At 37.8% G+C, this 23,656-nt stretch carries 14 protein-coding genes; 5 read left to right on the top strand and 9 right to left on the bottom strand.

Annotation, left to right across the window (positions count from 1 at the left end):
• The coding region (locus Q0X66_RS09845) for an amino acid--tRNA ligase-related protein (protein ID WP_297705835.1) at window positions 1-695 on the bottom strand (695 nt) is incomplete at its 3' end.
• Window positions 696-889: 194 nt separating this feature from the next.
• Here Q0X66_RS09845 and Q0X66_RS09840 point away from each other — a divergent pair.
• Window positions 890-3,820, top strand: a complete 2,931-nt coding sequence (locus Q0X66_RS09840) for a SusC/RagA family TonB-linked outer membrane protein (RefSeq protein ID WP_297705833.1) — start codon at window positions 890-892, stop codon at window positions 3,818-3,820.
• A 10-nt stretch (window positions 3,821-3,830) separates the two neighbouring features.
• Complete coding sequence (locus tag Q0X66_RS09835) at window positions 3,831-5,171, top strand: RagB/SusD family nutrient uptake outer membrane protein (RefSeq protein WP_297705831.1); 1,341 nt, start codon at window positions 3,831-3,833, stop codon at window positions 5,169-5,171.
• A 75-nt stretch (window positions 5,172-5,246) separates the two neighbouring features.
• On the opposite strand, the gene Q0X66_RS09830 is transcribed toward Q0X66_RS09835, so the two are convergent.
• From Q0X66_RS09830 to Q0X66_RS09815, 4 genes are read right to left on the bottom strand one after another with little or no spacing between them, the layout of a single operon-like run.
• Window positions 5,247-8,753 (bottom strand): efflux RND transporter permease subunit, encoded by a 3,507-nt coding sequence (locus tag Q0X66_RS09830; RefSeq protein WP_297705829.1) that lies wholly within the window; start codon window positions 8,751-8,753, stop codon window positions 5,247-5,249.
• A gap of 4 nt (window positions 8,754-8,757) precedes the next feature.
• Window positions 8,758-9,927 (bottom strand): efflux RND transporter periplasmic adaptor subunit, encoded by a 1,170-nt coding sequence (locus tag Q0X66_RS09825; protein WP_297705827.1) that lies wholly within the window; start codon window positions 9,925-9,927, stop codon window positions 8,758-8,760.
• Window positions 9,928-9,953: 26 nt separating this feature from the next.
• Entirely contained in the window at window positions 9,954-11,288 is a 1,335-nt protein-coding gene (locus tag Q0X66_RS09820) for a TolC family protein (protein ID WP_297705825.1), read from the bottom strand.
• Window positions 11,289-11,894, bottom strand: coding sequence for a TetR/AcrR family transcriptional regulator (locus Q0X66_RS09815; protein WP_297705823.1), 606 nt, complete (start codon window positions 11,892-11,894; stop codon window positions 11,289-11,291).
• A 164-nt stretch (window positions 11,895-12,058) separates the two neighbouring features.
• Between Q0X66_RS09815 and Q0X66_RS09810 the strand changes: the two genes are divergently transcribed.
• A complete protein-coding gene (locus Q0X66_RS09810; protein WP_297705821.1) occupies window positions 12,059-13,033 on the top strand; it encodes a polyprenyl synthetase family protein in 975 nt (324 codons plus the stop codon).
• Here Q0X66_RS09810 and Q0X66_RS09805 read toward each other — a convergent pair.
• The gene (locus tag Q0X66_RS09805; RefSeq protein WP_297705819.1) at window positions 13,030-14,193 is read right to left on the bottom strand and encodes a lycopene cyclase family protein; all 1,164 of its coding nucleotides are present in this window, start codon (window positions 14,191-14,193) and stop codon (window positions 13,030-13,032) included. The two genes, Q0X66_RS09810 and Q0X66_RS09805, sit on opposite strands and share 4 nt — an antisense overlap.
• A gap of 34 nt (window positions 14,194-14,227) precedes the next feature.
• Window positions 14,228-16,456, bottom strand: coding sequence for a TonB-dependent receptor (locus tag Q0X66_RS09800; RefSeq protein WP_297705912.1), 2,229 nt, complete (start codon window positions 16,454-16,456; stop codon window positions 14,228-14,230).
• 151 nt (window positions 16,457-16,607) lie between these two features.
• On the opposite strand from Q0X66_RS09800, the gene Q0X66_RS09795 reads away from it, so the two are divergent.
• Window positions 16,608-17,267 (top strand): metal-dependent transcriptional regulator, encoded by a 660-nt coding sequence (locus Q0X66_RS09795; RefSeq protein WP_297705817.1) that lies wholly within the window; start codon window positions 16,608-16,610, stop codon window positions 17,265-17,267.
• Window positions 17,267-18,082 carry a ZIP family metal transporter gene (locus Q0X66_RS09790; RefSeq protein ID WP_297705909.1) on the top strand — a complete coding sequence of 272 codons (816 nt, stop codon included), beginning with the start codon at window positions 17,267-17,269 and terminating at the stop codon, window positions 18,080-18,082. Before Q0X66_RS09795 ends, Q0X66_RS09790 begins: the two co-directional genes overlap by 1 nt.
• 32 nt (window positions 18,083-18,114) lie before the next feature.
• Here Q0X66_RS09790 and Q0X66_RS09785 read toward each other — a convergent pair whose 3' ends face one another.
• Entirely contained in the window at window positions 18,115-19,260 is a 1,146-nt protein-coding gene (locus Q0X66_RS09785) for an efflux RND transporter periplasmic adaptor subunit (protein WP_297705814.1), read from the bottom strand.
• Between the two features lie 10 nt (window positions 19,261-19,270).
• Window positions 19,271-23,608, bottom strand: coding sequence for a CusA/CzcA family heavy metal efflux RND transporter (locus Q0X66_RS09780; protein ID WP_297705812.1), 4,338 nt, complete (start codon window positions 23,606-23,608; stop codon window positions 19,271-19,273).
• Between the last annotated feature and the right edge of the window lie 48 nt (window positions 23,609-23,656).

Below are 23,656 nucleotides of genomic sequence, written 5' to 3'. Positions count from 1 at the left end.
AATTCTGGTTGTCGGTCAGCGCGCAAATCTTCATCTCTAAAGCATTTTACTATCTGAAAATATTTATCCAACCCACCTACCATGAGTAATTGTTTGAAGGTTTGAGGAGATTGTGGCAGAGCATAGAACTGTCCTTCATTCATCCTGCTTGGAACTACAAAATCTCGTGCCCCTTCCGGAGTTGATTTTATTAAATAAGGAGTTTCCACTTCGATAAACCCTTGTTTGGAAAGGTAATTTCTTACTTCGATCGTAACTCTACTACGAAAAATTAGATTTTCTTTGACAGGATTTCTTCGAATATCCAGATAGCGATATTTCATTCTCAGGTCCTCACCTCCATCAGTTTTGTCTTCAATTGTAAATGGAGGTAATAAGGATTCGTTTAATACCTGAAGTTTTGTAACCAATATTTCAATTTCTCCTGTAGGGATATTGGAATTTTTAGAAGATCGTTCAATTACAGTACCCTTTACCTGTATTACAAATTCGCGACCTAAAACCCTGGCTTTTTCTAATATTTCAGGATCACTCCGTTCTTCATCAAATACCAGTTGGGTAATGCCATATCGATCCCGAAGATCTGCCCAGACCACAAACCCTTTGTCTCTTGTTTTTTGCACCCAACCAGACAAAGTGACTTCCTTATTTATGTGTGATGATCTTAATTCACCACAAGTATGACTCCTATACATTTTAAGTGCCTTGTTTTACAGCCGCAAATGTAAGAAGATATGCTTGCACCCCATATTATTAAAACGTGTTTTCTGGCATATTTTTTATTTTTATGATGATAGCTTTGTTAAGAAAAACTTAAAAAAAATTTTGATTATACCTTTTCTTCACTACCTTGGAATGTATAATAGCTAATTCTTAATACTAATTGAACATGAAAAAAACTCAACTTAACAAGGTATTTCTATGGCTTTTTCTTGCGCTGCCGTTTTTGGCGTTTTCGCAAGCAACTGTCCGTGGGAATATCCAGGATGAATTAAATGGTACTCCCTTAATAGGGGTAGATATTGTAATAAAAGGTACCTCAACAGGAACTACGAGCGATTTTGATGGGAATTATGAAATTTCTGTCAACAATTTTCCGGCAACCTTGGTTTTTTCCTCTTTGGGATTCGAAACCAGAGAAATTCGGATAACGGATGCAACAACACTGAATGTCACTTTAGCAGAATCAGCTACTGGTCTGGACGAGGTGGTTATTACAGGTTTGGGAACTTCAGTAAAACGTGAAAATTTAGCTAATGCGGTTTCAACGGTTTCTTCACAGGAGCTAGTGGGCACAACAAGTCAGTCTACGGTAGATGGGGCACTGTATGGCAAAGTACCCGGGGTGAACATTACATCATCTTCCGGAGCTCCCGGTGGTGGATTTGCCTTAAGGCTTAGGGGTGTTTCTTCTATCAATGGAAACAACCAGCCTCTGATTATTGTAGACGGAGTCTACTACAATAATGTGGAGATACCCTCCGGCTTGAGATTTGCCTCGGGCGCAAACTCGGGTAATGAAGAAAATTCCAGTAACCGCTTGGCAGATCTGGATCCAAATGATATTCAGAATATTGAAGTTTTAAAAGGATCTTCTGCCGCTGCAATTTATGGACAAAGAGGGAATGCCGGGGTAATCATAATTACTACAAAAAGAGGTAAAGTTGGAAAAACTAAAATCAGTTTTAGCCAGGATGTAGGTAGCAATACCATTGCCAATCCGTTGGGGATACGACCCTGGACTGCAGCTTCTGTGGAATCAACATTTGATGCCGCTGAAAGGGCCAAATTTGATGCAACAATTGCTGCCCGGGGCAGCCTTTATGATTTTGAAGACATTATCTACGGCGAAACAGGGTTTATTACAGAAACAAGATTAAATGCGACAGGTGGAGATGAAAAAACCAAGTTCTATGTAGGTGGAGCGTATAGAGACGAAGATGGGATTATCAAAAATACCGGTTTTGACCGTTTTTCATTGCGTACCAATATAGAACATAAGATTTCTAATGTTTTTGATTTTACATCTACTACCAATTATACCAGAACTAATTCTAGTAGAAGTTTTACAGGTAATGAGAACGAAGGAGGACTTAGTTATGGTTATACCTTGGCGTTCACCCGACCGTGGAACAATCTGTTTCCTGATGCCAATGGTAACTATCCAAATAACCCCAACTATCCCGGGAACCCGATTTTTGTCAGGGACAATGCAAAAAATGAAGATAGCAACAATCGTATAGTTCAGGGGCTAACCTTAAATACTAAAATATTAACAACCGATAAACACCGTGTAAAATTGGTTTTAAGTGGTGGACTTGACTATTTGGCTAACGAGACAAATGTTTATGTCCCCGAAACACATCAGGCTCAAATTGGTGGCCAAGGTGGGTTTGTTGGCGTAGGTAAGAATAACTTCACACAATATAATACACAAGCTATTGGTGTATGGAACTATGACGCCACAGGAGGAGATTTCGGATTAACTACCCAAATGGGTTTAACGTACCTGAACCAGGAGTCTAATTTGGTAAATAGCAGGGGTTCCCTTCTTGCAGCCGGTCAGACAAGCGTAGATCAATCTGTTAACCAAGTTATAGCTCAGAATAGGACAGAAGAGGAGGACTTTGGTTTCTTTACACAGGTTGAAGGAAATTATAAGGATCAGTTTATTGCCACCTTGGGATTTCGGATGGATAAATCCAGTAGAAATGGGGACCCAAATAAATTCTATGGCTTTCCAAAAGCGTCTTTGGCAGTGAACTTTTCTAATTTTGATTTTTGGGGCGTTGAGGATATAAGCCAACTCAAGTTTAGAGTTGCTTATGGAGAAACAGGTAACCCGGCAGGTTTTGGAGCTACTTTTACCAGTTTTGGAGCCAATAATATTGGGGGCAATATTGGACAATCAGTTTTAGCAGCTAAGGGAGACCCAGATGTTGAACCAGAAACTGCCAGGGAATTCGAAGTGGGATTCGACCTTGGTTTCCTCCAAAATCGTATTTCATTTGAGGCCACATATTATAGCAAAGATGTTAAAGATTTAATTCTTACCAGAGCGCTCCCGGCCTCTACAGGATTTACTCAGGAAACAACCAACCTGGCGGACCTTAGGAATAAAGGTATAGAATTAGGTTTAAGGGCTGATGTTCTGGATCGTCGGAATATTAGATGGAATACAGGGGTTCTGTTTTATCTAAACCGATCGGAAATTACCCGTTTAGATGTTCCGGCCTTTCCCCAGCCCGGTGCAGGCTTTGGTCTTGGTTTGGGAACCTTTTTTATAGAGGAAGGAAAACCGGTAACCCAATTAGTTGGTACAATTGATGGTGTCCAAACTCAAGTTGGAAATGTTGAGCCAGATTTTCAGATGGCCTTTAGCAATAACCTGACGTTGTTTAAGCAGATTGATGTGTTGTTTCTTTTGCAATGGAAACAAGGAGGTGAAAATCTCAATCTTTCCACTTTCTTGACGGATTTGGGAGGTGTTACCCCGGATCTGGAAACTCCTGAAGGGCAGGCACGTTTGTCGACACCTGCCAATGCGTTGCGATTTGTTGAACCGGCAGGCTATGTTCGCCTGAGGGAAGCAGCGATCTATTATAGATTACCGACCAAAACGGTGAACAATGTTTTTGGCGATACCGTGGAGGGTGTAAAATTTGGGTTCTCAGGCAGAAATCTTTTTACCATTACAGATTATAGCAGTTATGATCCGGAGGTATCCGTTAATGGTGGTGCTGGGCTTTCCAGTGGAATAGAGGTTACTCCCTTTCCCAGTTCAAGGCAGTTCTACTTTCACCTGAATGTTAACTTTTAAAAAATTGAAGATGAAAAATATAATCAAAAAGATAACTATGTTAGCATGGGCCTGTTCTATTTTAGTAATGGCGTACTCATGCTCAATTGACAAAGTACAAGACCCGGACGGACCCAGTGTCAGTGGAGTTCAAGCAAATGCCTCAAAAGGACAATTGAACGAACTTGTAGTAGGGATAGAATCTACTACCAGGAATGGTTTGGGAGTGGAAGTTACGGCCAGTGGCTCTATGGCCAGGGAACTGTATTTATTTGATGCTGATCCGAGAAATACTGGAGATGTTCTGGGAAAAGACGGTATTGCGTTAGACAACAATTCGTTTTACAGTACGCAACAATGGAATGGTAATTACCGCGCCACAAAGAATGCTAATTTGTTGATAGAAGCTGCCTCTAACACTGAATTTGTTAGTGAAACCGAATCCAATGGATATATTGGGTTTGCAAAAACAATGAAGGCCTATGAATTAATCCAGGTTTTAAAATCCTATAATAAGGCCAGATTGGATGTAGCCGACCCTGATAATCTCGGTCCAATTTTAGAATTTGACGATGCATTATCACAAATCCGTGCTTTGTTAGACGAGGCCCAGGGAAATCTTTCAAGTGCAGGCGGTAGTTTTGCTTTTCCCTTGAGTAGTGGTTTTAGCGGATTTGACACTCCGGCTACTTTTACCCAATTCAACAGAGCCGTAGCTGCTTTGGCCGCAGTATATGCTGGTGATGGCACATCTGCGTTAACCGCACTTACCGGTTCTTATTTTGATATTAACGGAGCTCTGGATCTGGGTCCTGTTCATATTTTTGGATTGGGTGGAGGAGATCAGGCAAACCCTGTGTTCAGGGTTCCATCTACACCAGAAAATATAAACAACGGGGATCAGATAATTGTGCATGATAGTTGGATTAATGAAGCTGAAGCAGGGGATATGCGTGTAGCTACCAAGGCTGCACCGCGATTACCCCTATCGGATCCCAGTTCCCAGGATGGGCTTACAGGAACCCATGAAACGCGTTTATATGCTACAAATGTATCTCCTATTCAAATCCTGAGAAACGAGGAGTTGATACTGCTGTATGCCGAAGCTAGTATCTTCGCCAGTAATCTGCAGGACGCTGAAGACGCTTTGAATACGATTCGTACTTCTGCAGCTCTCCCAAATTATTCGGGAGCACAAACAGCTGATGCTCTAACTACTGAACTATTGAATCAAAGAAGATATTCTTTGTGGTCTGAAAACCATAGAATGTTTGATCTTAGACGTTATGGATTGTCCAGCACTTTGCCTATAGATAGGCCAGGAGATGTGATATATAATGTTTTACCTGTACCACTTTCTGAAAATGAATAGTTGTTAGTTCAGGTCGACTAAAGCAAAAAACCCCGCACTTCGCGGGGTTTTTATTGAAGAATGCCCTATAAAAGTCTATGCAGCTATTTCCAGATCTTTCTTTTTTAAAGGTGTTTTTTTACTTCCCCTTTTAAGTTTAATCTTAATTCTATAAACTATATTAAAAAGAACCGGTACTATTATCAATGTAAGGAATGTAGCTACAATTAGTCCAAATATAACTGTCCATGCAAGAGGTCCCCAAAATATTACGTTATCTCCCCCAATGTAGATCTTAGGATCAAAGTTTGTAAACAATGAAAAGAAATCAATATTAAGGCCAATAGCTAAAGGAATTAGTCCGAGAACCGTGGTAATCGCGGTTAGTAATACAGGCCGCATTCTGGCCTTCCCGCCTTTTACAATTAATTCTGTGACCTGTTCTCTTGTTAATAAATCCTTATCCGTCATGCCCAGAGACACCTTTTTTCGATCTATAAGTATTTGCGTATAATCTAAAAGGACCACCCCGTTGTTTACAACAATTCCTGCAAGAGAAATAATTCCCATCATGGTCATCATAATTACAAATGGCCAGCCAGTTATCATTAATCCACCAAAAACCCCGATAAGACTCAGGAAAATGGCGGTCATTATAATAGCTGGTTTAGAGACTCCTCCAAATTGGAACACAAGAATTAACATTATCAAGCCAAGCCCCGAAAAGAATGCACCAACTAAAAATTGCATCTGTTTATTTTGTTCTTCAATCTGTCCTGTATAGTCTATTTTTACATTGGCTGGAATGTCGCTATATTCTTCCATTTGCTTTTTTATCTCAGCTACAATTGCCCCGGCATCGGTAAATCCTGGTCTGAGTCCCGAATAAAGTGTCACAACACGTTTAGTGTCCTTGTGTTTTATCGCACTAAAACTAGAGGTATTCCTCTGAGATGCCACGGCAGAAACAGGAATTTCTTTTATCTTGCCTGTTGCCTGGTCCCTGAAAATTACATTCTGATTAAATAGAGCACTGGTATTATATCTAAGGTCTTTATTAAAGCGAACATTAATGTCATAATCTTCACCACCTTCTTTATAAATTCCGGCTTTGTCTCCAAAGAGTGAACGCCTTAACTGCATGCCAACCTGGCCTACAGATACACCGAGTTCGCCTGCTTTTGCACGATCTACAGTCACTTGCATACTGGGTTTTCCGGTATTGACATCTATCTTTAGCTCTTCTATTCCTTCAATATTTTTTGTATTTAGGAAATTTCGCATTTGCTCTGCGGTATTTATTAAGACGTTATAATCCTTCCCTTCGATTTCAATATTTATCGGATAACCCGATGGAGGAGCAACGGCGTCTTTTTCTACAGAAATAGCAATCCCCGGGTATATATCTTTTAAACCGTCCTGAATTTCCTTTCTGAGTGCTTCGGTATCCCTGCCACCTCTGAACTTATACTCTCTCATAGAAATGGTAATTTTTCCTCTGTGCGGCATTTCTGCTGCTGATCCTCCTTCTGTAAATGGATTTTCTGCACCCTTACCCACCTGGGAAACACTGGATGCCACAAGTAAATTATTTTCACCATCCATATATTTTGGATCATCGGCGATGGCATAAACTCTTTTTTCGATATTCTTTGTTATTGCATTGGTCTTTTCAATGGCTGTGCCTTGTGGATACTCTATATAGACATAAATCTCGTTAGGCGTGTTGTCCGGAAAAAATTCCACCTTTGTTCTACCACTTCCAAGCGAGATGCCAAATGCAATAAAGGCTGTTATCAACAAGAGTACCGTAAAACCAAAGTACGCATATACATTTCTGCCCTTAAGAGCACTCCTTAAACGATTTTCGTACCAATTTTCAAAGCGGGATAAGTATTTTTTCTGAAAGTTTAAGGCTGCTTTTTTCAGTCCGTATTTGTATATCCAGAACAAGATGGCCAATACGATCATCAAGGAACCTAATCCGCGTACCTCTCCACCAAATACCAGGATAAACAGTCCAAATCCCCCAAGTATGATACTAAGGCGTATAAGTTGTTTTAATGTAAGTTCTTTGTCTCCCACCTCCATAAATTGCGACACCAGCATGGAGTTCATAAAAATGGCGACAAATAGTGAAGAGCCCAGAACAACAGATAGCGTAATTGGGAAAAAGATCATAAACTCACCCATAATACCAGGCCATAACCCAAGTGGTATAAAAGCCGCTACGGTAGTTGCAGTAGAAATAATTATTGGAAATGCAATTTCGCCAACACCTTTTTTGGCAGCTTCAATACGAGACATTCCCTCTGTTTCCATAAGTCGGTAGACATTTTCAACAACCACAATACCATTGTCCACCAGCATGCCCAGTCCCATAATAAGTCCAAATAATATCATTGTATTCAGCGTATAACCCAAGGCGGATAGGACCATAAAGGACATGAACATGGACATGGGGATTGCAAAACCAACAAACAAGGCGTTGCGAAAACCTAAAAAGAACATTAAAACGGTGACCACTAATATGATCCCAAAAATTATATTGTTAACCAGGTCATCAACCTGATTTAAAGTTCGGCTCGAGGAATCATTGGCAATACTAACCTCCAGGTCAGGGGGAAAATAGTTCTCCCTTGCATTCTTCACTATTTCTTTGATCTCCTCTGCCGCAGTGATTGCGTTTTTACCCGCCCGTTTTTTAATATCAAGCATTACAACACTACTGCCTCGTTCTCTGGCATAGGTAGTTTTCTCTTCTTCCTTGAATGAAACCGCAGCAATATCCTTTAGATAAACAGCCGCATTGTTTTCCGATTTAACAACAAAGTTTTCAAGTTCACTTGGATCTTCAATTTCGCCTAAAATTCGTATTGTACGGCGCTGTCCGCTGGTGTTTAAATTTCCTGCAGACATGGTCATGTTCCCATTATTTATGGCTTGTATTACATCATCAAAGCTCACCTTGGCCGCCATCATTTTATAAATATCAACGGCTACTTCTACTTCTTTTTCCTGAGCCCCCCTGATATCTACACCTTTTATCTCTGGTAAATCTTCTATTTCATCTTCGAGATACTCTCCGAATTCCTTTAATTTGTCAACAGGATAATCTCCTGTTAGGTTCACATTCATGATAGGATAAGATTCAGATATATTGAGGTCAAAAACATCAGGCTCTACTTTTGCACCATTAAAAATTGGCCAGTCTTCTCCTGCCTTTTCACTGTCAACTTCGTCCTTTACTTTTTGTTTAGCATTTTCAACAGAAATATCTTCATCAAATTCAACCACGATCATTGAATAATCTTCTTGTGAAGTAGATGTGATTTCTACCAGATTACTCACATTTTTAAGCTTGTCTTCCAGAGGATCCGTAAGCAGACGCTCAATATCTTCAGCCGTATTTCCGGGGTAAACACTACTAATATAAATTTTGGTTTCTTTTACTTCAGGAAAATCTTCTCTTGGCATTGAAAAATAGGAAGACAATCCAATGAATAAAAAGATACCAATCATTACGTAAATGACCGAAGGGTTATCGATAGCCCAGGAAGACAATTTAAATTCCTTATTTGTATTTTTATGTTGTTTGCTCATAAGACTATTGAATTATTTTTATTTGCTGGTTTTCCCTGACATTGCGTGCACCTTCCAATATTACTTGTGCGCCAGGTGTAATTCCGGCTAATACTTCTACGTAGTCTCCCTGTGTTTGACCTGTATTTATAATTTGTTTTTTTGCTATTGCCATATTATTAGAATCAGCCTCTGTAGCGAGATAAACATATTGTTCACCTAGGGCATTTTCAGAAATCACACTCTGTGGAATTAAAATCGCATTATCACTGCTGTAATTATTTATCTGCACTCGAGCTGTAAGATTTGGCTTTATATTTCTCTTTTTATTTGGCACAGCTATTTCAACCCGAAAGGATCTGTTAGTTGGATTGATGAAATTGCCTGTTTGACGTATTACCGAAGTAATGCTATCGCCCAGTACAGGAAAATAGACTTTTACCTCCTTGCCTACAGTTACTCCTTTTAAATAACTTTCAGGAACATCTACCTGGATATACATATCCGAGAGGTTGACAATGCGGAATACTGCTTGTCCGTTACCCGGGGAAACAACGGTTCCCTGTTCCTGAATGACATCATCAATAATTCCCGAAAAAGGAGCTCTTACATTTGCCTTTGACAACTGACTTTGAGCTTGTTTAACAGAATTCTCTACTGCCAGATAATTTGTTTCAGCCTGCAGATATTGAATTTCAGATCCAATTTTTTGCTCCCAAAGTCTTTTTTGGCGTTCAAATGTAGTTTTAGCAAGTGCAGCCTGGGTTTTTAATTGTGCGAGTTGACTGCTCATTCCACCGTCATCAATAGTAGCTAAAAGCTGACCTTTATTCACCTTTTGACCTTCTTTCACATATACTTTAAGCAAAGTTCCCGTCATTTCAGGATAGATCAATACATTCTGTTTGGTCATGACGTTCCCCTGCAGATCGAGATAATGTTGAAATGCTTGTTCATCCGTTTTAAAGGTGGACACCAAGGCTAATTTTGAATTACTATCCTGCAAATTGATGACAGAATCCAGAAGTCTAAGTTCTTCGTTCAATGTTTTTTGCTTTTCAGTTAGTTCTTGTTTTTTTAATTTAATTGCCTCTAAATCCCCCTCAGCAATCAAGGTTTCAACGGTTTGGACAGTTCCATTTCCACATGCTGCGAAAACCATTGAAATAAGAAGTATTAAAAGAATATTTTTCATTTTATTTGAGTTTGTGAGTTGATGGTTTAATTGTTGAGAACGGTTTCCAATTCTGTTTTTCTATTGATAACTTCTACCATAGACTCCAGGTAATCCTGCTGTGCGGTATAAAGTTGTATTTGTGCCTGTCTTAATTCAAAACTTGTAGCCAGACCTTCAAAATATTTTGTTTGGTTTTTCTTTTCAATCCGCTCTGCCAGATTGAGATTGCTTTTTGTAGTTTCATAGTCCTCAATAGAGAAAATGTAATCGCTTTTAGCCCGTTCGAGTTGAAGTCTTATCTGTTCTTCTGTTTCTGTCAGTTGCGTTTTTGCCTGGTCCAGAGCAATTTTCGCTCTTTGGGTAGTTGCACTTCTATTGAGAGAACTGAAAATAGGAATTTTCAAATCGAAGCCCAGCACAGATGATCCGAACCATCGCTGTTCACTGTCGAAGAATGTAAAGGTGTTGCTAAAAGCAGAGGCTCCATAATTTACAAAAGCATTAAGTGAAGGCAAGGCTTTACTTTTAGCCAGCTTTAACTCGTAATACCTTTGCTCATTTAGGTTGGCTACTAACTTGTAATCCACATTATTTTCCATTAAGAATTCAGATTCAAGGAGGTTAAAATCAATTTGTTTTAATACCAGATCATCCAGATTTTCTTTTAATACAGTTTGATCTTCAATTGGAAGCCCCATAATTAAATTCAACATTTGTAGGGTTATATCTTCAAATCGGATTGCATTTTTTAATGCGCTAATAATGGAAGACAATGTAATTTGAAGTTGCTCAACACTTTCTTCATCTCCAAGGCCGTTTTCAAAGAGTTTTTCAGTTTCAAAGAGATTTTTCTCCAGAGTTTTCTTATTGTTCTCAAGGATAGCGACTGTTTCCCGGGCAAGCAAAACATTACCATATGCTTCTATAACAGCTTTCCTTATTTCCTGATCTGTTTTCTCCTTGTTGTTTTGACTATATCTAAGAAAGGCTTCCGTAGCCTGTACGCCTACAATATATGATCCATCGAATATCTGCTGGCGTAGGGTGGCAGTTGCATTTACCTGATTTTGTTGTCCAAACACAACAGGGAGAAAAGATCCTGGTTCTCCTCCCACAAATTCACCGGGGATAAGTGTTACCGGTTGTTTTAACTGATTTTGGTAGCTAAGATCACCGTCAATTTGAGGTAAGCCGGTAGCAATAACCTCCCATTTTTGTTTTCGAGCATCTAATATCTCTCTATCAGCATTAATAACACTGTAGTTATATTCCAGCGCATAAGTGATAGCCTCTTCGAGTGAAAAACTATTGTGCTGTTCCTGGGAATAAGAACAACTAACATATATGAATGCTAAAATTGTTAGAAATTGAACTTTCATTTAATCCTGATTAGAGTTGATTATATTGTTTAGTATTTTTCTTCCTTTGGGTGTGACAATTCCCCGGAGATGATATTCCAAATAGTCGTCCATAAGATCAACCACAGGAAATGTAGCCACAGGAAATAGTCTGCTATCTTTAATACTAGTGATTCCTGAAAAGTAAATTCTTGCGATAAATTCTATGTTTAGATTATCCCTGTATATATCTTGATCAATACCTTTCTTCACATTATTTACAACACAATCATGCATCATTTCAAATTGTTTATTTCGAAGTGTATTAAAAATTCCGGGATAGTATTTTTGGAGCTGATATTGTGGAGAGGTTTTCTCATCGTTTAAATGCTGCATCACTAGTCTTTTAATCTCATAGAGCTCTTCAATAGGATTCTTTTTAAGTAAACATATTTGATCAATTCCACAGGAAACGGAATCAAATACATGCATTGTACAGGCTTCTACCAACTTAGTTTTGTTTTCAAAATTGGAATAAATGGTTTTTTTAGAAATGCCCATTGCCTGAGCAAGGTCGTCCATAGTTACGCTCTTAAATCCAAGATTTAAAAAGAGATCCGTTGCTTTAGCTAATATTTTTTCTTTCATAATGGACGTCAAATATAATTAGGAAACTATAAAAACATTAAAAGTTTCCTAAGTTTCACATTTTTTTAACAAACACCTGATTAAAGTCATTTTTTCTTACGAGTAAGTTTACATAAATACACTTCAATGCCATCATTTAATGTATTTTTGGAAAAAATTTAGAAATGCTAGACATCGAATTTTTCAGGAATGGTTTTAATGCCTATCTGGAGAAGAAGCTAAGATCCAAAGACCCGCTGAATTTATATGAACCAATAACCTATATTATGGATTTAGGAGGTAAGAGGTTAAGACCTATATTAACTCTTATCAGCACTGATGTTTTTGGTGGGAATTATGAGGAAGCAATGGATGCTGCACTGGCTATTGAGGTATTTCATAACTTTTCATTGGTACATGATGATATTATGGATGCTGCACCTTTGAGAAGAGGTGAAAAGACAGTGCATAAAAAGTGGGATATTAATACTGGTATTTTGTCAGGTGACGTAATGCTTATTAACTCTTACCAATATTTTGAAAGCTATCCGCCAGAGTTGTTCAAATCACTTTTAAATGTCTTTAGTAAAACGGCCATTGAAGTTTGTGAAGGGCAGCAATATGATATGGACTTTAACACAGGTGAGGATGTTACCATCCCGGATTATCTTAAAATGATCACTTATAAAACGGCCGTATTGGTGGCTGCGGCCTTGAAAATGGGTGCAATTATTTCCAATGCTTCATTGAATTCTCAAGATGCAATTTATGATTATGGAATTAACCTTGGAATAGCTTTTCAATTACAGGATGATTATCTGGATGCCTTTGGTGATCCTGAGACTTTTGGAAAGCAGGTTGGTGGCGACATTATTGAAAATAAAAAAACATTTCTTTATCTTAAGTCAATAGAATTAGGTACAGAAGACCAAATAAATGAATTGAAAGATCTTTTTTCAATTAAACCCGCTAACCCTAATGAAAAAGTAGAAACCGTAAAGGAAATATATATTCAGAGTGGTGCTGTGGAAATAATTAAAATGGAGATTAAGAACTATACACAGCACGCCTTCAAGTTACTGAAATCTATTGAAGCTCCTGAAAATAAGAAGGAATTACTAGAGCAATTTGGTAATAAACTAATGAACAGGGAGGTTTAGAATAACCTATTAAATAGTGCTTTTATAAAATAGGATTTCGGACAACTTGAAATAATATGAAGATCTTCTCTTATGTTGGTCCCTTCATCTAAAAATTTAAAAATGAGTTGGGGGCTACTACCCTTAAAAAGAGACTCAAAAATATGCCTTCCCTTGCTGTTATCTTTAAAGAGGATATCTAATAAAAGCAAATCATAATACCAATATCGATCTTTATGACTAAATGAAGAAAGTGGTTTGTTCTTTTTTAGAAAAATAACCAATTCTTTGGTTTTTCTGTTCGTACTCATAAAGGTGTATCCTGTGCTTGGTTTGGCCCAACCTCCTGCTACTCCTATGTGTAATATGCTAGCACTGTTCATCGCGGAAAAATTATAGCAGGTCATTGGAATATTACCCCTTTCTTTCTCTGTTATCTCGTATTGGACACAATTAAGTTTTTCGTGAATATAAATTTTAATGGCATTTTCATACTCTTCTTCGGGCAATGTATCAGCGGAAAACAGAGTATACTCAACCAAACCTTCGGTTTCTGAAAATGGCAAAACATACATAAAGCGGGTATTGCCTTTTTGAGGGATTGAAAAATCCATAAAAGTGGCCATTTCCGGATTGAAAACAGGCTTGTCAGATTTAATAAACCATCCGACAAAGTGCTGTTGTAAAACAGGGTATTTGGTTTGTTGATAAAGCGACTTATAATCAAAAATACTATTGAATACTTGTGCCGCCCGGAAATTTCCATTTTCAGTAGTTACCTCCACATGGCTTTTATGATCGACCATTCCGGTAACCAGAGCTTGTGAAAATGTAATATTTTCATAAGTCTGAATGCGATTCAGATAGTTGCTATAAAAATCGAGCCCGCGCAACATCTTATAAGTATAGGGAGCTATCTCATGATTTGCCTTATAATTTTCCCCTTCAAATTGAATCTGGTTCCAACTTTTACTGATGATTTTATCAAAATCACCTGCACTCTTTTCCCAAAAGCACCAGGTACGATCATTGGTTTTTTTGGCATCCTTGTCGATTAATAAAACAGTTTTATCCTTAAAATAAGGATCGCTTCCAAAGGCATCAGCTAGCATTAAACCAGCTGCACCAGCACCAATTATAATATAGTCGAAGTCTGTCTGCACTAGAATGAAAAAAATCAAAAGTACAAATTACAATTCAAGTAACTAAGGTCCTTTAGTTCAATTGGTAGCGCAATCCTATAAAACCTCTCATCCCCTGATTTGGGCCATACACATAAGTGGGATCAAAAGTAAGGCCATATGGATTGTCTGCTGTAGGGATGGCGTTTCCTGAATTGTCGAATTGAACATTTTTATCGAAAGGGTCATTGGCCCTTGCAATTATAAATGGATTGCCCCTATTAGGAGTCCAATCCAACAAGTTTTTTACACCTCCATAAAATTCAAAATCTTTCACACCGGAATAAGTAAATTGAATATTTTGAATACTCCATGTGGGAGAATATTCCTGTCTGGGATCGAGCTCGCCCAAAAGAGGGAGGCGCATTGGGCCATATAGATTCCCCGTGTAATCAAAAGTAAGGTTCATAGCTCTGAAAGCGTAAGATATGCTCCAGGTTCCGCTAAAACTTTCGGTGAGGATTTGCCGTTGTGTGATACCGTTTTGTGTGTTACTTACATCCATAAAAGTAGCTCCTAAAAGTATTTTCAGTCCGGCAGGGAATGCCATGTCCAGGTTCGCACTTATGCCCTTGGAAACTGATTTCCCATCCAAATTTTTGTAGATTATTAAATTGGGATCAGAATCATAATCCGGAAGTATAACATTGTTGAAATAGGTGTAAAAGGCTGAGGCATCTAAACCTATAAATGTCCCATCGTTGCTATATATTTTTTTAAGGTAATTAAGATTCACATTAATGGAACGTTCTGGTTTTAAGTCTTCTACAATGATTACCTCTCTGGCACCGGTTAAAGCGGCATGTTCTTCAGTAAAAAGGTTGACCACCCTAAATCCTGTACCTGCATTTAATCGGATTATGTCGTTGTCTGAAAATTTCCATTTATAGGCTAATCTTGGAGTAAATATGGATCCGTGTCTTTTATCATAATCATAACGAATACCGGTAAGTAAAGAATGTTTTTGTGAAAAGTTTATCTCATCCTGAACAAAAAGGCTGGGGATCCAAACTATGTCTGCTTCATTACTTGCTAATCTGGAAGTTGCAGGGGTATTATCATCATAATAATTGTATTTTATTGCGCCTCCAAATAGGAGATCATGCTTTGCTAAAACCTTATCCCAGGTTAATTGCCCAAAACCAATACGCTGATCTGCAAGATAAGGCACCGTACCATACACAGAATTTTGACTATGGTCATTATAAGAAACAGAAAGCAGTATATTTTCTTTTACAGGCAATTGATATTTTCCCAGTATTTCCCATCTTCTTGTGTAGATGCTTTCACCATATATTTCATCACCACCCCTGAATTCAGGTGTCCATTGCATTTCACCACCCCATCGGTCTTCATAAAAAAAGCGACCGACCAAAGAAAAAATACGGTTGTACTCTCTGTTTAAACTCCATTTTTGGAAGAAAGATATGCGATCCTGAAGGGTTAAATCTGTGAAATTATCTCCATTGTCATCAATTGGGTTGTCGTATTTGAAATAGTTTAAGCCTAACAATAAGTTGGAATTATTTCCAATTTCAATTTTGGATCCAATATCCAGGTTATACTCACCCCAACCACTCATAAAACTGTCTGCAGCAAAGGCAGGGGCTTCAAGCGTGTTTTTTGTAATTATATTTATTAGTCCCCCAACGGCTTCACTTCCGTATAGAGTAGAAGCAGGACCTTTAACAATTTCTATTTGTTCTATTAAAGAGTTGGGTATACCAGATAGTCCGTATACAGTACCTAAACCACTTACTATGGGCATCCCGTCTATTAAGACAAGCGTATATGGCCCTTCTAGGCCGTTAATGTGGATGTCCCCTGTATTGCAGACATTGCAGTTAATCTGGGGTCGTACGCCATTAACATTTTGAAGGGCTTCAAAAATGCTTGAGGTAGGATTTTTTTTAAAAAAAGCGGGCTTATATACCTCCACCGGAACCGGACTTTCCAATCTTCTTACAGGTTTTAAAGTTCCGGTTACTACCATTTCCTCCAATTGCTCTGATGAACTTTTAAGTAATATATTAAGCACCAACACTCCATTATTAGCCAAATTTACTTTTTGGTAGAAACTGCTGTACCCCATGGAAGAAGCTTTGATTTTGTAGGTGCCATCAGGAATGTTATTAATGGAAAACGCACCATTCCTATCTGAAGATGTACCAAGGTTCGTTCCCTGAAGGTATATATTAACAAAAGGCACAGGTACTTCTCCGTCAAGAATAGCACCTTTAATACTATTGTTTTGTGAATACATATTTAATCCGCACAAAATACCTAGTACAACCATATAGGCTACTCTTAGTTTAATTAAGTTCGTTTTATATTTCACTAGACAAATAATAAATTTAGACAAATCTAAAAATTTGTTTCTACAAATAAAAATGTATTTTTGCTAAAACTTTTTTATGACCCATTCAGAGGAGAATTATATAAAGGCCTTATTCCATCTGAGTATTGGAGATGTTGAAGTTATTTCAACAAATGCCGTGGCAGAAAAGATGGAAACCAAACCTTCTTCAGTAACCGATATGATGAAAAAATTATCAGAAAAGGGACTGGTTCATTACAAAAAGTATCAGGGGGTATCACTGACCGACCTTGGCACTAAGACTGCCTTATCGATTATAAGAAAACATCGATTATGGGAGGTTTTTTTAGTAGAAAAATTAGATTTCACCTGGGATGAAGTACATGAAATAGCTGAACAACTAGAGCATATTAAAAGTGAAAAACTAATTGATAAACTTGATGAACTGCTAAGTTTTCCAAAATTTGATCCTCATGGAGATCCAATTCCCGGTAAGAATGGGGAGTTCATTGAGCGTGATAATCAACTACTAAATCAAATTCCCATAGGTTTTTCAGCAATATGTGTGGGGGTAAAAGATTCATCTGCCGCATTCTTAAGGTTCCTTGACAAAAACAATATTGCACTTGGTAATGAAATTAAAATTTTGGAAAAAGAAGAGTTTGATAATTCATTGCGCATTCTTATTGGGCAAAGAGAATTACATCTTTCACAGCAAATAGCGTCTAATTTATACGTTAAAATGATCAAGTTATGATGGAGAGTATTATTAGTTATTTTGAATCAATCAATCCCATATTGGCGGCATTTTATGCAACACTTTTTACGTGGGGCCTTACTGCTTTGGGTGCGGGGCTTGTCTTTTTTTTTAAGACCATGAACAGGGCCGTACTTGATGGAATGCTGGGTTTTACCGGTGGCGTAATGGTAGCTGCCAGTTTTTGGAGTCTTCTGGCTCCGGGAATAGAAATGAGCCCGGGGGAAGGTTTTGTTAAAGTTATTCCAGCGTCGGTAGGATTTTTGCTTGGTGCAGTTTTTATTTATGGACTGGACAAGGTTTTACCACACATACATATTAATTTTAAGGAAAGTGAAGGGATAAAAACTCCCTGGCATAAAACAACACTGCTAACTCTAGCCATAACTCTACATAATATTCCGGAGGGACTTGCAGTGGGGGTGCTCTTTGGAGGAGTTGCCGCCGGTTTTGAAGGGGCCAATATAGGTGGAGCAGTAGCTTTGGCACTCGGGATAGGCCTACAAAACTTTCCCGAAGGTTTTGCAGTGGCCATGCCATTAAGAAGGCAAGGGCTGAGCCGACTAAAAAGTTTTACCTACGGACAAGCATCTGCTATGGTAGAACCCATAGCTGCAGTTTTAGGAGCATGGGCGGTTCTTACTTTCCAACCTATTCTCCCTTATGCATTATCATTTGCCGCAGGAGCGATGATCTTTGTGGTTGTGGAAGAGGTTATTCCAGAGACGCAGCAGGACAAATACACAGATATTGCCACCATGGGCTTTATTGGAGGTTTTATTATTATGATGGCCTTAGATGTAGGATTAAGTTAATTTACTCTGCTATAAATATTTTATGTTTTTCATCATTCGCCCATTAAGGTAAATGCACCCTTCGTTAAAAACTTTGTATCAGCAGGAAAGTCATTCGCATTCTTTATGGCGGTGTAACCATTATATACTGCGCTTACTTGCACTTTTACCGGTTTAAAATTATATACTTGGTCTTTCTTAGATTCCAATAATAAAAGGTATGAAGTGCCCTCATTGGATACGATTGCCTCCGAAGGAATACTCATGGTAACATTATCTGAAATAATTATAGTTGCGTTGACAAACATACCAGTCAGAAAATTATGACTTGTACGATCTTTAAGATGTCCATGTACTCTTATTGTTCTGTTTTCTTCAATGGATGTACTAATTAAATAAACTTCTGCTTTATACTCCTCTGATGATGCTTCGGGTATTTTAAAACTAATTTCCTGTCCTTTTTGAATTTTCATTATATCCTTTTCAAAAACAGATAATTCTAAATGAATATGATCACTATCCACAATTTCAATAATCGGTGTTGCGGGCGAAACATACATCCCCAGAGATACATTAACCTGAGTAATGCTGCCACTAATGGGGGCATTTAATGTGGAGGTTGTACTTATAACACCCTTTTCAACTTCTGATGGGGAGATTTTGAGTATAATTAATTGCTTTCTAAGCCCATTATAGGTGGCTTCGGCTTTTTTAAACTCACTTTCAGCTTTTAAAAAACTTTTTTGTGATGAAATGTTTTCCTTGATCAATATTTGTTGACGTTCATATTCAGATTTCAAATAGGTCAATTGTTCCTTTATCTCTAAATATTCTTGTTGTAAGGTCACAAAATCCGGATTTTCAATAGTTACCAATGCTTGTCCTTTGGTTACCCTATCTCCGATTAATAAATGCGTATTTTTAATATAACCACCCATAGTTGCGCTCACTACTGCTCTGTTTGCCGGAGGCACATCAATTAATCCATTGGCCTGAACCAATTCAGGAAAAGATTTTTCTTCCAGACTACCTATTGTCATGGCGTTTTGTTCAAATTGTTCATTTGAAAGTTCAATAACGGTATCTTCAGGATTTAGATCCTCCTGAACGTCTGATCTATGAATTGGTTCTACATTTTTACAGTTCAAAACACTGATTACAAATACTAATTGAATGAAATAATATAAAATACGTTTCATGACTTAGTTTTTAATAAGTTAGATAGTTAATGGCAATAACGGTTTGATTGTAATCATTAAGGCTATTTAAGTAATCCAGTTTAATCTCATAAGCATTTTCAAGACTAAGGATGTACTGGAAATAGTTGATTTCACCGTTTTTGAAACTCAGGGTTGCCGTTTTTAAAATTTCATCAGATAATGCTGTCCCCTCATCTTCATAATATTTTAAGGCCTTTTCCTGCTTAATTAATTCGGCATTAAGAGCCATATATTCAACATTTAATTGAACTTCATACTCCTTTGATTGTTCTACTGCAATTTCACGGGCAATAGAGGATGCCTTAATTTTAGAAGATTGACCAAAAAACAGCAATGGGACTTTAAGACCCAGATAATAACCATATAAATTTTGATTCAGATTGCTATTCGATCCCAGAAAATAGCTCAAACTAAGATCAGGTAATAAAAGTTGTTTTTCATATTTGCGTTGATTATCAAAAAGATTTACTCTATTAGAATAATATTCTAATTCTATACTGTTTTCCAAGGCCATAGGATTTAAATCAACTTTCTTTTGTGCGGCCATTCCAATGTTAATGCTGTCCTCAACCTGCACCAATTTAAATAAATTTCCATAGGCCAGGACAACATCCTGTTCGGCCTCATCTAATTTAATTTGTATCTGTTTTTGTCTGGACTGAGTTGTTATTTTTTCCAGGTAATTGGTTTCTCCAAGTTCAAAACGGCGTTCAGCGATGGTCGCAAAATTTCTAAACAGACTATCTATTTGTTTATAAATATACTCCTTCTCTTTTGCATATTGATAGTCATAAAATCTGGTTGCGACCTCCTTTTTCAATCTTTTCTTTTGGATTTCATACGCACTGGATTCTAAATTATGACCAGCCTTATTTACTTTCTTTTTTGAGAAATAAACCGTTGGAAAAAGGAAATCCTGCTGTACACCAAAAACATTTAAGGGTTCATTATTGATCGCCAGGTTATTTTGATCATACTCGTAATAAACCCGAGTCTTGTCAAAACTGAAAGCACTGGATATCATGGCATCAGATTTGTTAACCTTTAATGACCCTGCTTTGAGGCCTGCGTTGTTTTCCAATGCAATTTCCATTAAACCGTTTAGGGTTAAACCATTTTCCTGTGCACTTAAAAAAGGTGTAAAAAGTAATGTTGCGATAAGAAGAGCATTAGAATTATTCCTTTTTAGAAGTCTTTTTAGTACAAGTTCCCCCGGTTTATTAAATATGCCATATAATACCGGGAGCACAATTAGTGTCAATAGGGTAGCACTCACCAACCCGCCTATCACAACAGTTGCTAAAGGACGTTGTACCTCAGCTCCAACATTTGTCGATATTGCCATTGGCAAAAATCCTAATGCGGCTGCGGACGCAGTTAGTATTACAGCTCTCAACCGGTCTTTTGTGCCCTGAATAATTAGCGCTTCCATGCTTTCAAATTTTTCTAGTTTTAATTCTTTAAAATGTTCTATTAATACAATACCATTGAGAACAGCAATACCAAAAAGGGCAATAAAACCTACTCCAGCAGAAATACTAAAGGGAAGGTCTCTTATCCATAATAACAATACTCCACCAACGGATGCCAGGGGGATAGCCGTAAAAATTATTAAGGTTTCTTTAATGGATTTAAAAGCCAGATAAAGCAAGACAAAAATTAATGCCAGAGCAATAGGTACTGCCACCATTAATCTTGATTTCGCGCTTTGCAGATTTTCAAATTGCCCGCCATAACTTATGGTATATCCAGTAGGTAGCGTGATGTGGTCATTTATTAAGTTTTGGACATCATCTACCACCGACTGTAAATCGCGATTACGGACATTAATGCCTACCACTATTCTCCTTTTGGTATCATCCCGCGATATTTTAGCAGCTCCTTTTTGATAGGAGATATCAGCAAGCTCACTCAGGGGAATCTTACCATTGGATGGGAGGTCAACAAATAAATTCTTAAGATTGTCAATATCCTGTCTGTTATCGTTTGTGAGGCGAACCACTAAATCAAACCGCTTTTCGCCTTCGTAAACACTACCCACTTTTTTCCCGGCAAATCCCATGGCAATCATATCATTCAGTTCTTTGATATTCAGGCCGTAACGCGCAATTTTTTCACGTTTGTATCTGACGTTCATTTGAGGAAGGCCAACAATTTTTTCTACAGTGATATCAGCAGCTCCGTTCACATTTTCAATTAATGTTTTTATCTGATTGCCTATTTTGCTGAGAATTTCCAAATCTTCACCAAAGATTTTAATGGCAATATCTGCCTTAACACCTGTAATTAATTCATTAAACCTCATTTCAATGGGCTGAGTAAATTCTACTTCAATGCCTGGAAGTATTGAAAGTGCCTCTTTGAATTTATTGGCCAATTCATCCTTAGAGTTAGCCGATACCCATTCTTTTTTTGAATCTAAAATTATAATGACATCACTTTCTTCCATAGACATTGGGTCGGTAGGAACTTCTGCTGCACCAATCCGAGTAACTACCTGCTTAACTTCCGGAAAGTTATTTAGTAAGATTTGCTCTATCTTGGTTGTCGTTTCTACTGTTTTACTGAGTGACGTCCCGGTTTTTAAAACTGGTTGTATTACAAAATCGCCTTCATCAAGTGTGGGCACAAATTCACCTCCAAGAGATATGAAAAGAGGGACAGTTAACACTAAAACCAGGGTCGCCAGACTTAACACTATTTTTTTACTTTTAAATGCCCAGCGGATAGAGAGATCAAAGGAATTATTGAGCCAACGCATTAAATGAAACGAGATGTTCTTTTTAGAAGGATCTGAAGGTTTCAGGAACAAAGATGATACTACCGGAACATAGGTAAAACATAAGATCATTGCACCAATAAGGGCGAAACTAAAAGTTAATGCCATTGGCCGAAACATTTTACCTTCAACTCCGCTGAGTGAAAGAATGGGTATAAAAACGATCAGGATGATAAACTGACCAAAAATTGCGGAGTTCATCATCTTAGACGCCCCTTGGTAAGTTATTTTATCTGTGAATTTTATCCTTTCAGAACGAGATAATTTACTCATCTCATCGCGTTTTCCGGTGATTTGAAATGCAATGAATTCTACAATGATTACGGCCCCATCTATAATTATTCCAAAGTCTATTGCACCTAAGCTCATTAAATTGGCATCTACCTTAAACAAATACATTAAAGAAAGAGCAAATAGTAAACTAAGCGGAATTACGGAGGCCACCACTAATCCTGAACGTAAATTACCCAATAGTAGGACCACAACAAAAATTACGATCAGACAGCCAAAGATCAAATTTTCAGTCACCGTAAAGGTTGTTTTATTTATAAGCTCACTTCTATCGAGGAAGGCGTTGATTTGTACTCCTTCAGGTAATGTTTTTGAGATTGAAGAAACTCGTTCTTTAACCGCATCAATAACCTCTTTGGAGTTGGCATCTTTAAGCATCATTACCTGCCCTAAAACCTTTTCACCCTCACCATTGGCTGTGATAGCTCCAAAACGTGTGGCACTTCCGAAACCAACATTGGCCACATCTTTTATATAGATTGGGATTGAGTTCTCATTTTTTACTACAATGTTTTCTATGTCTTCCAAAGAAGTGGCTAAGCCTTCGCCACGAATAAAATAGGCCTGATTTACTTTTTCGATATAACCACCACCTGTAACACTATTATTCAATTCCAGGGCATTAATGACCTCTTTTGCAGTGATTTTCATCGCGTTTAGTTTTTCCGTACTAATTGCAACTTCATATTGTTTTAAAAATCCTCCCCAGGTATTAACTTCAACAACCCCGGGAATACCTGAAAGTTGTCTTTTTACCACCCAATCCTGAATAGTTCTTAAGTCTGCCGTGGAATATTTTCTTCTATATCCCGGTTTTACATCAAGGATGTATTGATAGATTTCTCCTAGTCCCGTAGTAATAGGCCCCATTTCCGGGCTACCGAAACCTTCAGGGATTTTCTCTGAGGCTGATTTAATCTTTTCAGCGATCAACTGCCTCGGGAGGTATGTTCCCATATTATCTTCAAACACAATGGTAACTACTGACAGTCCAAATTTGGAGATAGACCTGATTTCCAGTACCCCCGGTAAATTGGCCATTTCAAGTTCAACCGGATAGGTAATAAACTGCTCCATGTCCTGGGTAGATAAACTTCTTGAAGTGGTAATTACCTGAACCTGATTATTAGTAACATCCGGAACGGCACCAATAGATATCTGGCTTAGGGAATACAGCCCAAATCCAATTAAAATTAGGGTAAATAAGAGGACAATAAACTTCTTCTTAATACTGAATTCTATAATACGTGATAACATAATCCAAGGAATAATGATTGATAATCATGCATAATTAGTAAGGAAAAT

Origin of the sequence: uncultured Eudoraea sp. (genome assembly GCF_947260015.1) — a bacterium.
Classification (GTDB): domain Bacteria; phylum Bacteroidota; class Bacteroidia; order Flavobacteriales; family Flavobacteriaceae; genus Eudoraea.
The sequence above is the reverse complement of the archived record's forward strand: the minus strand, read 5'-3'. Positions and strand labels throughout refer to the sequence as shown.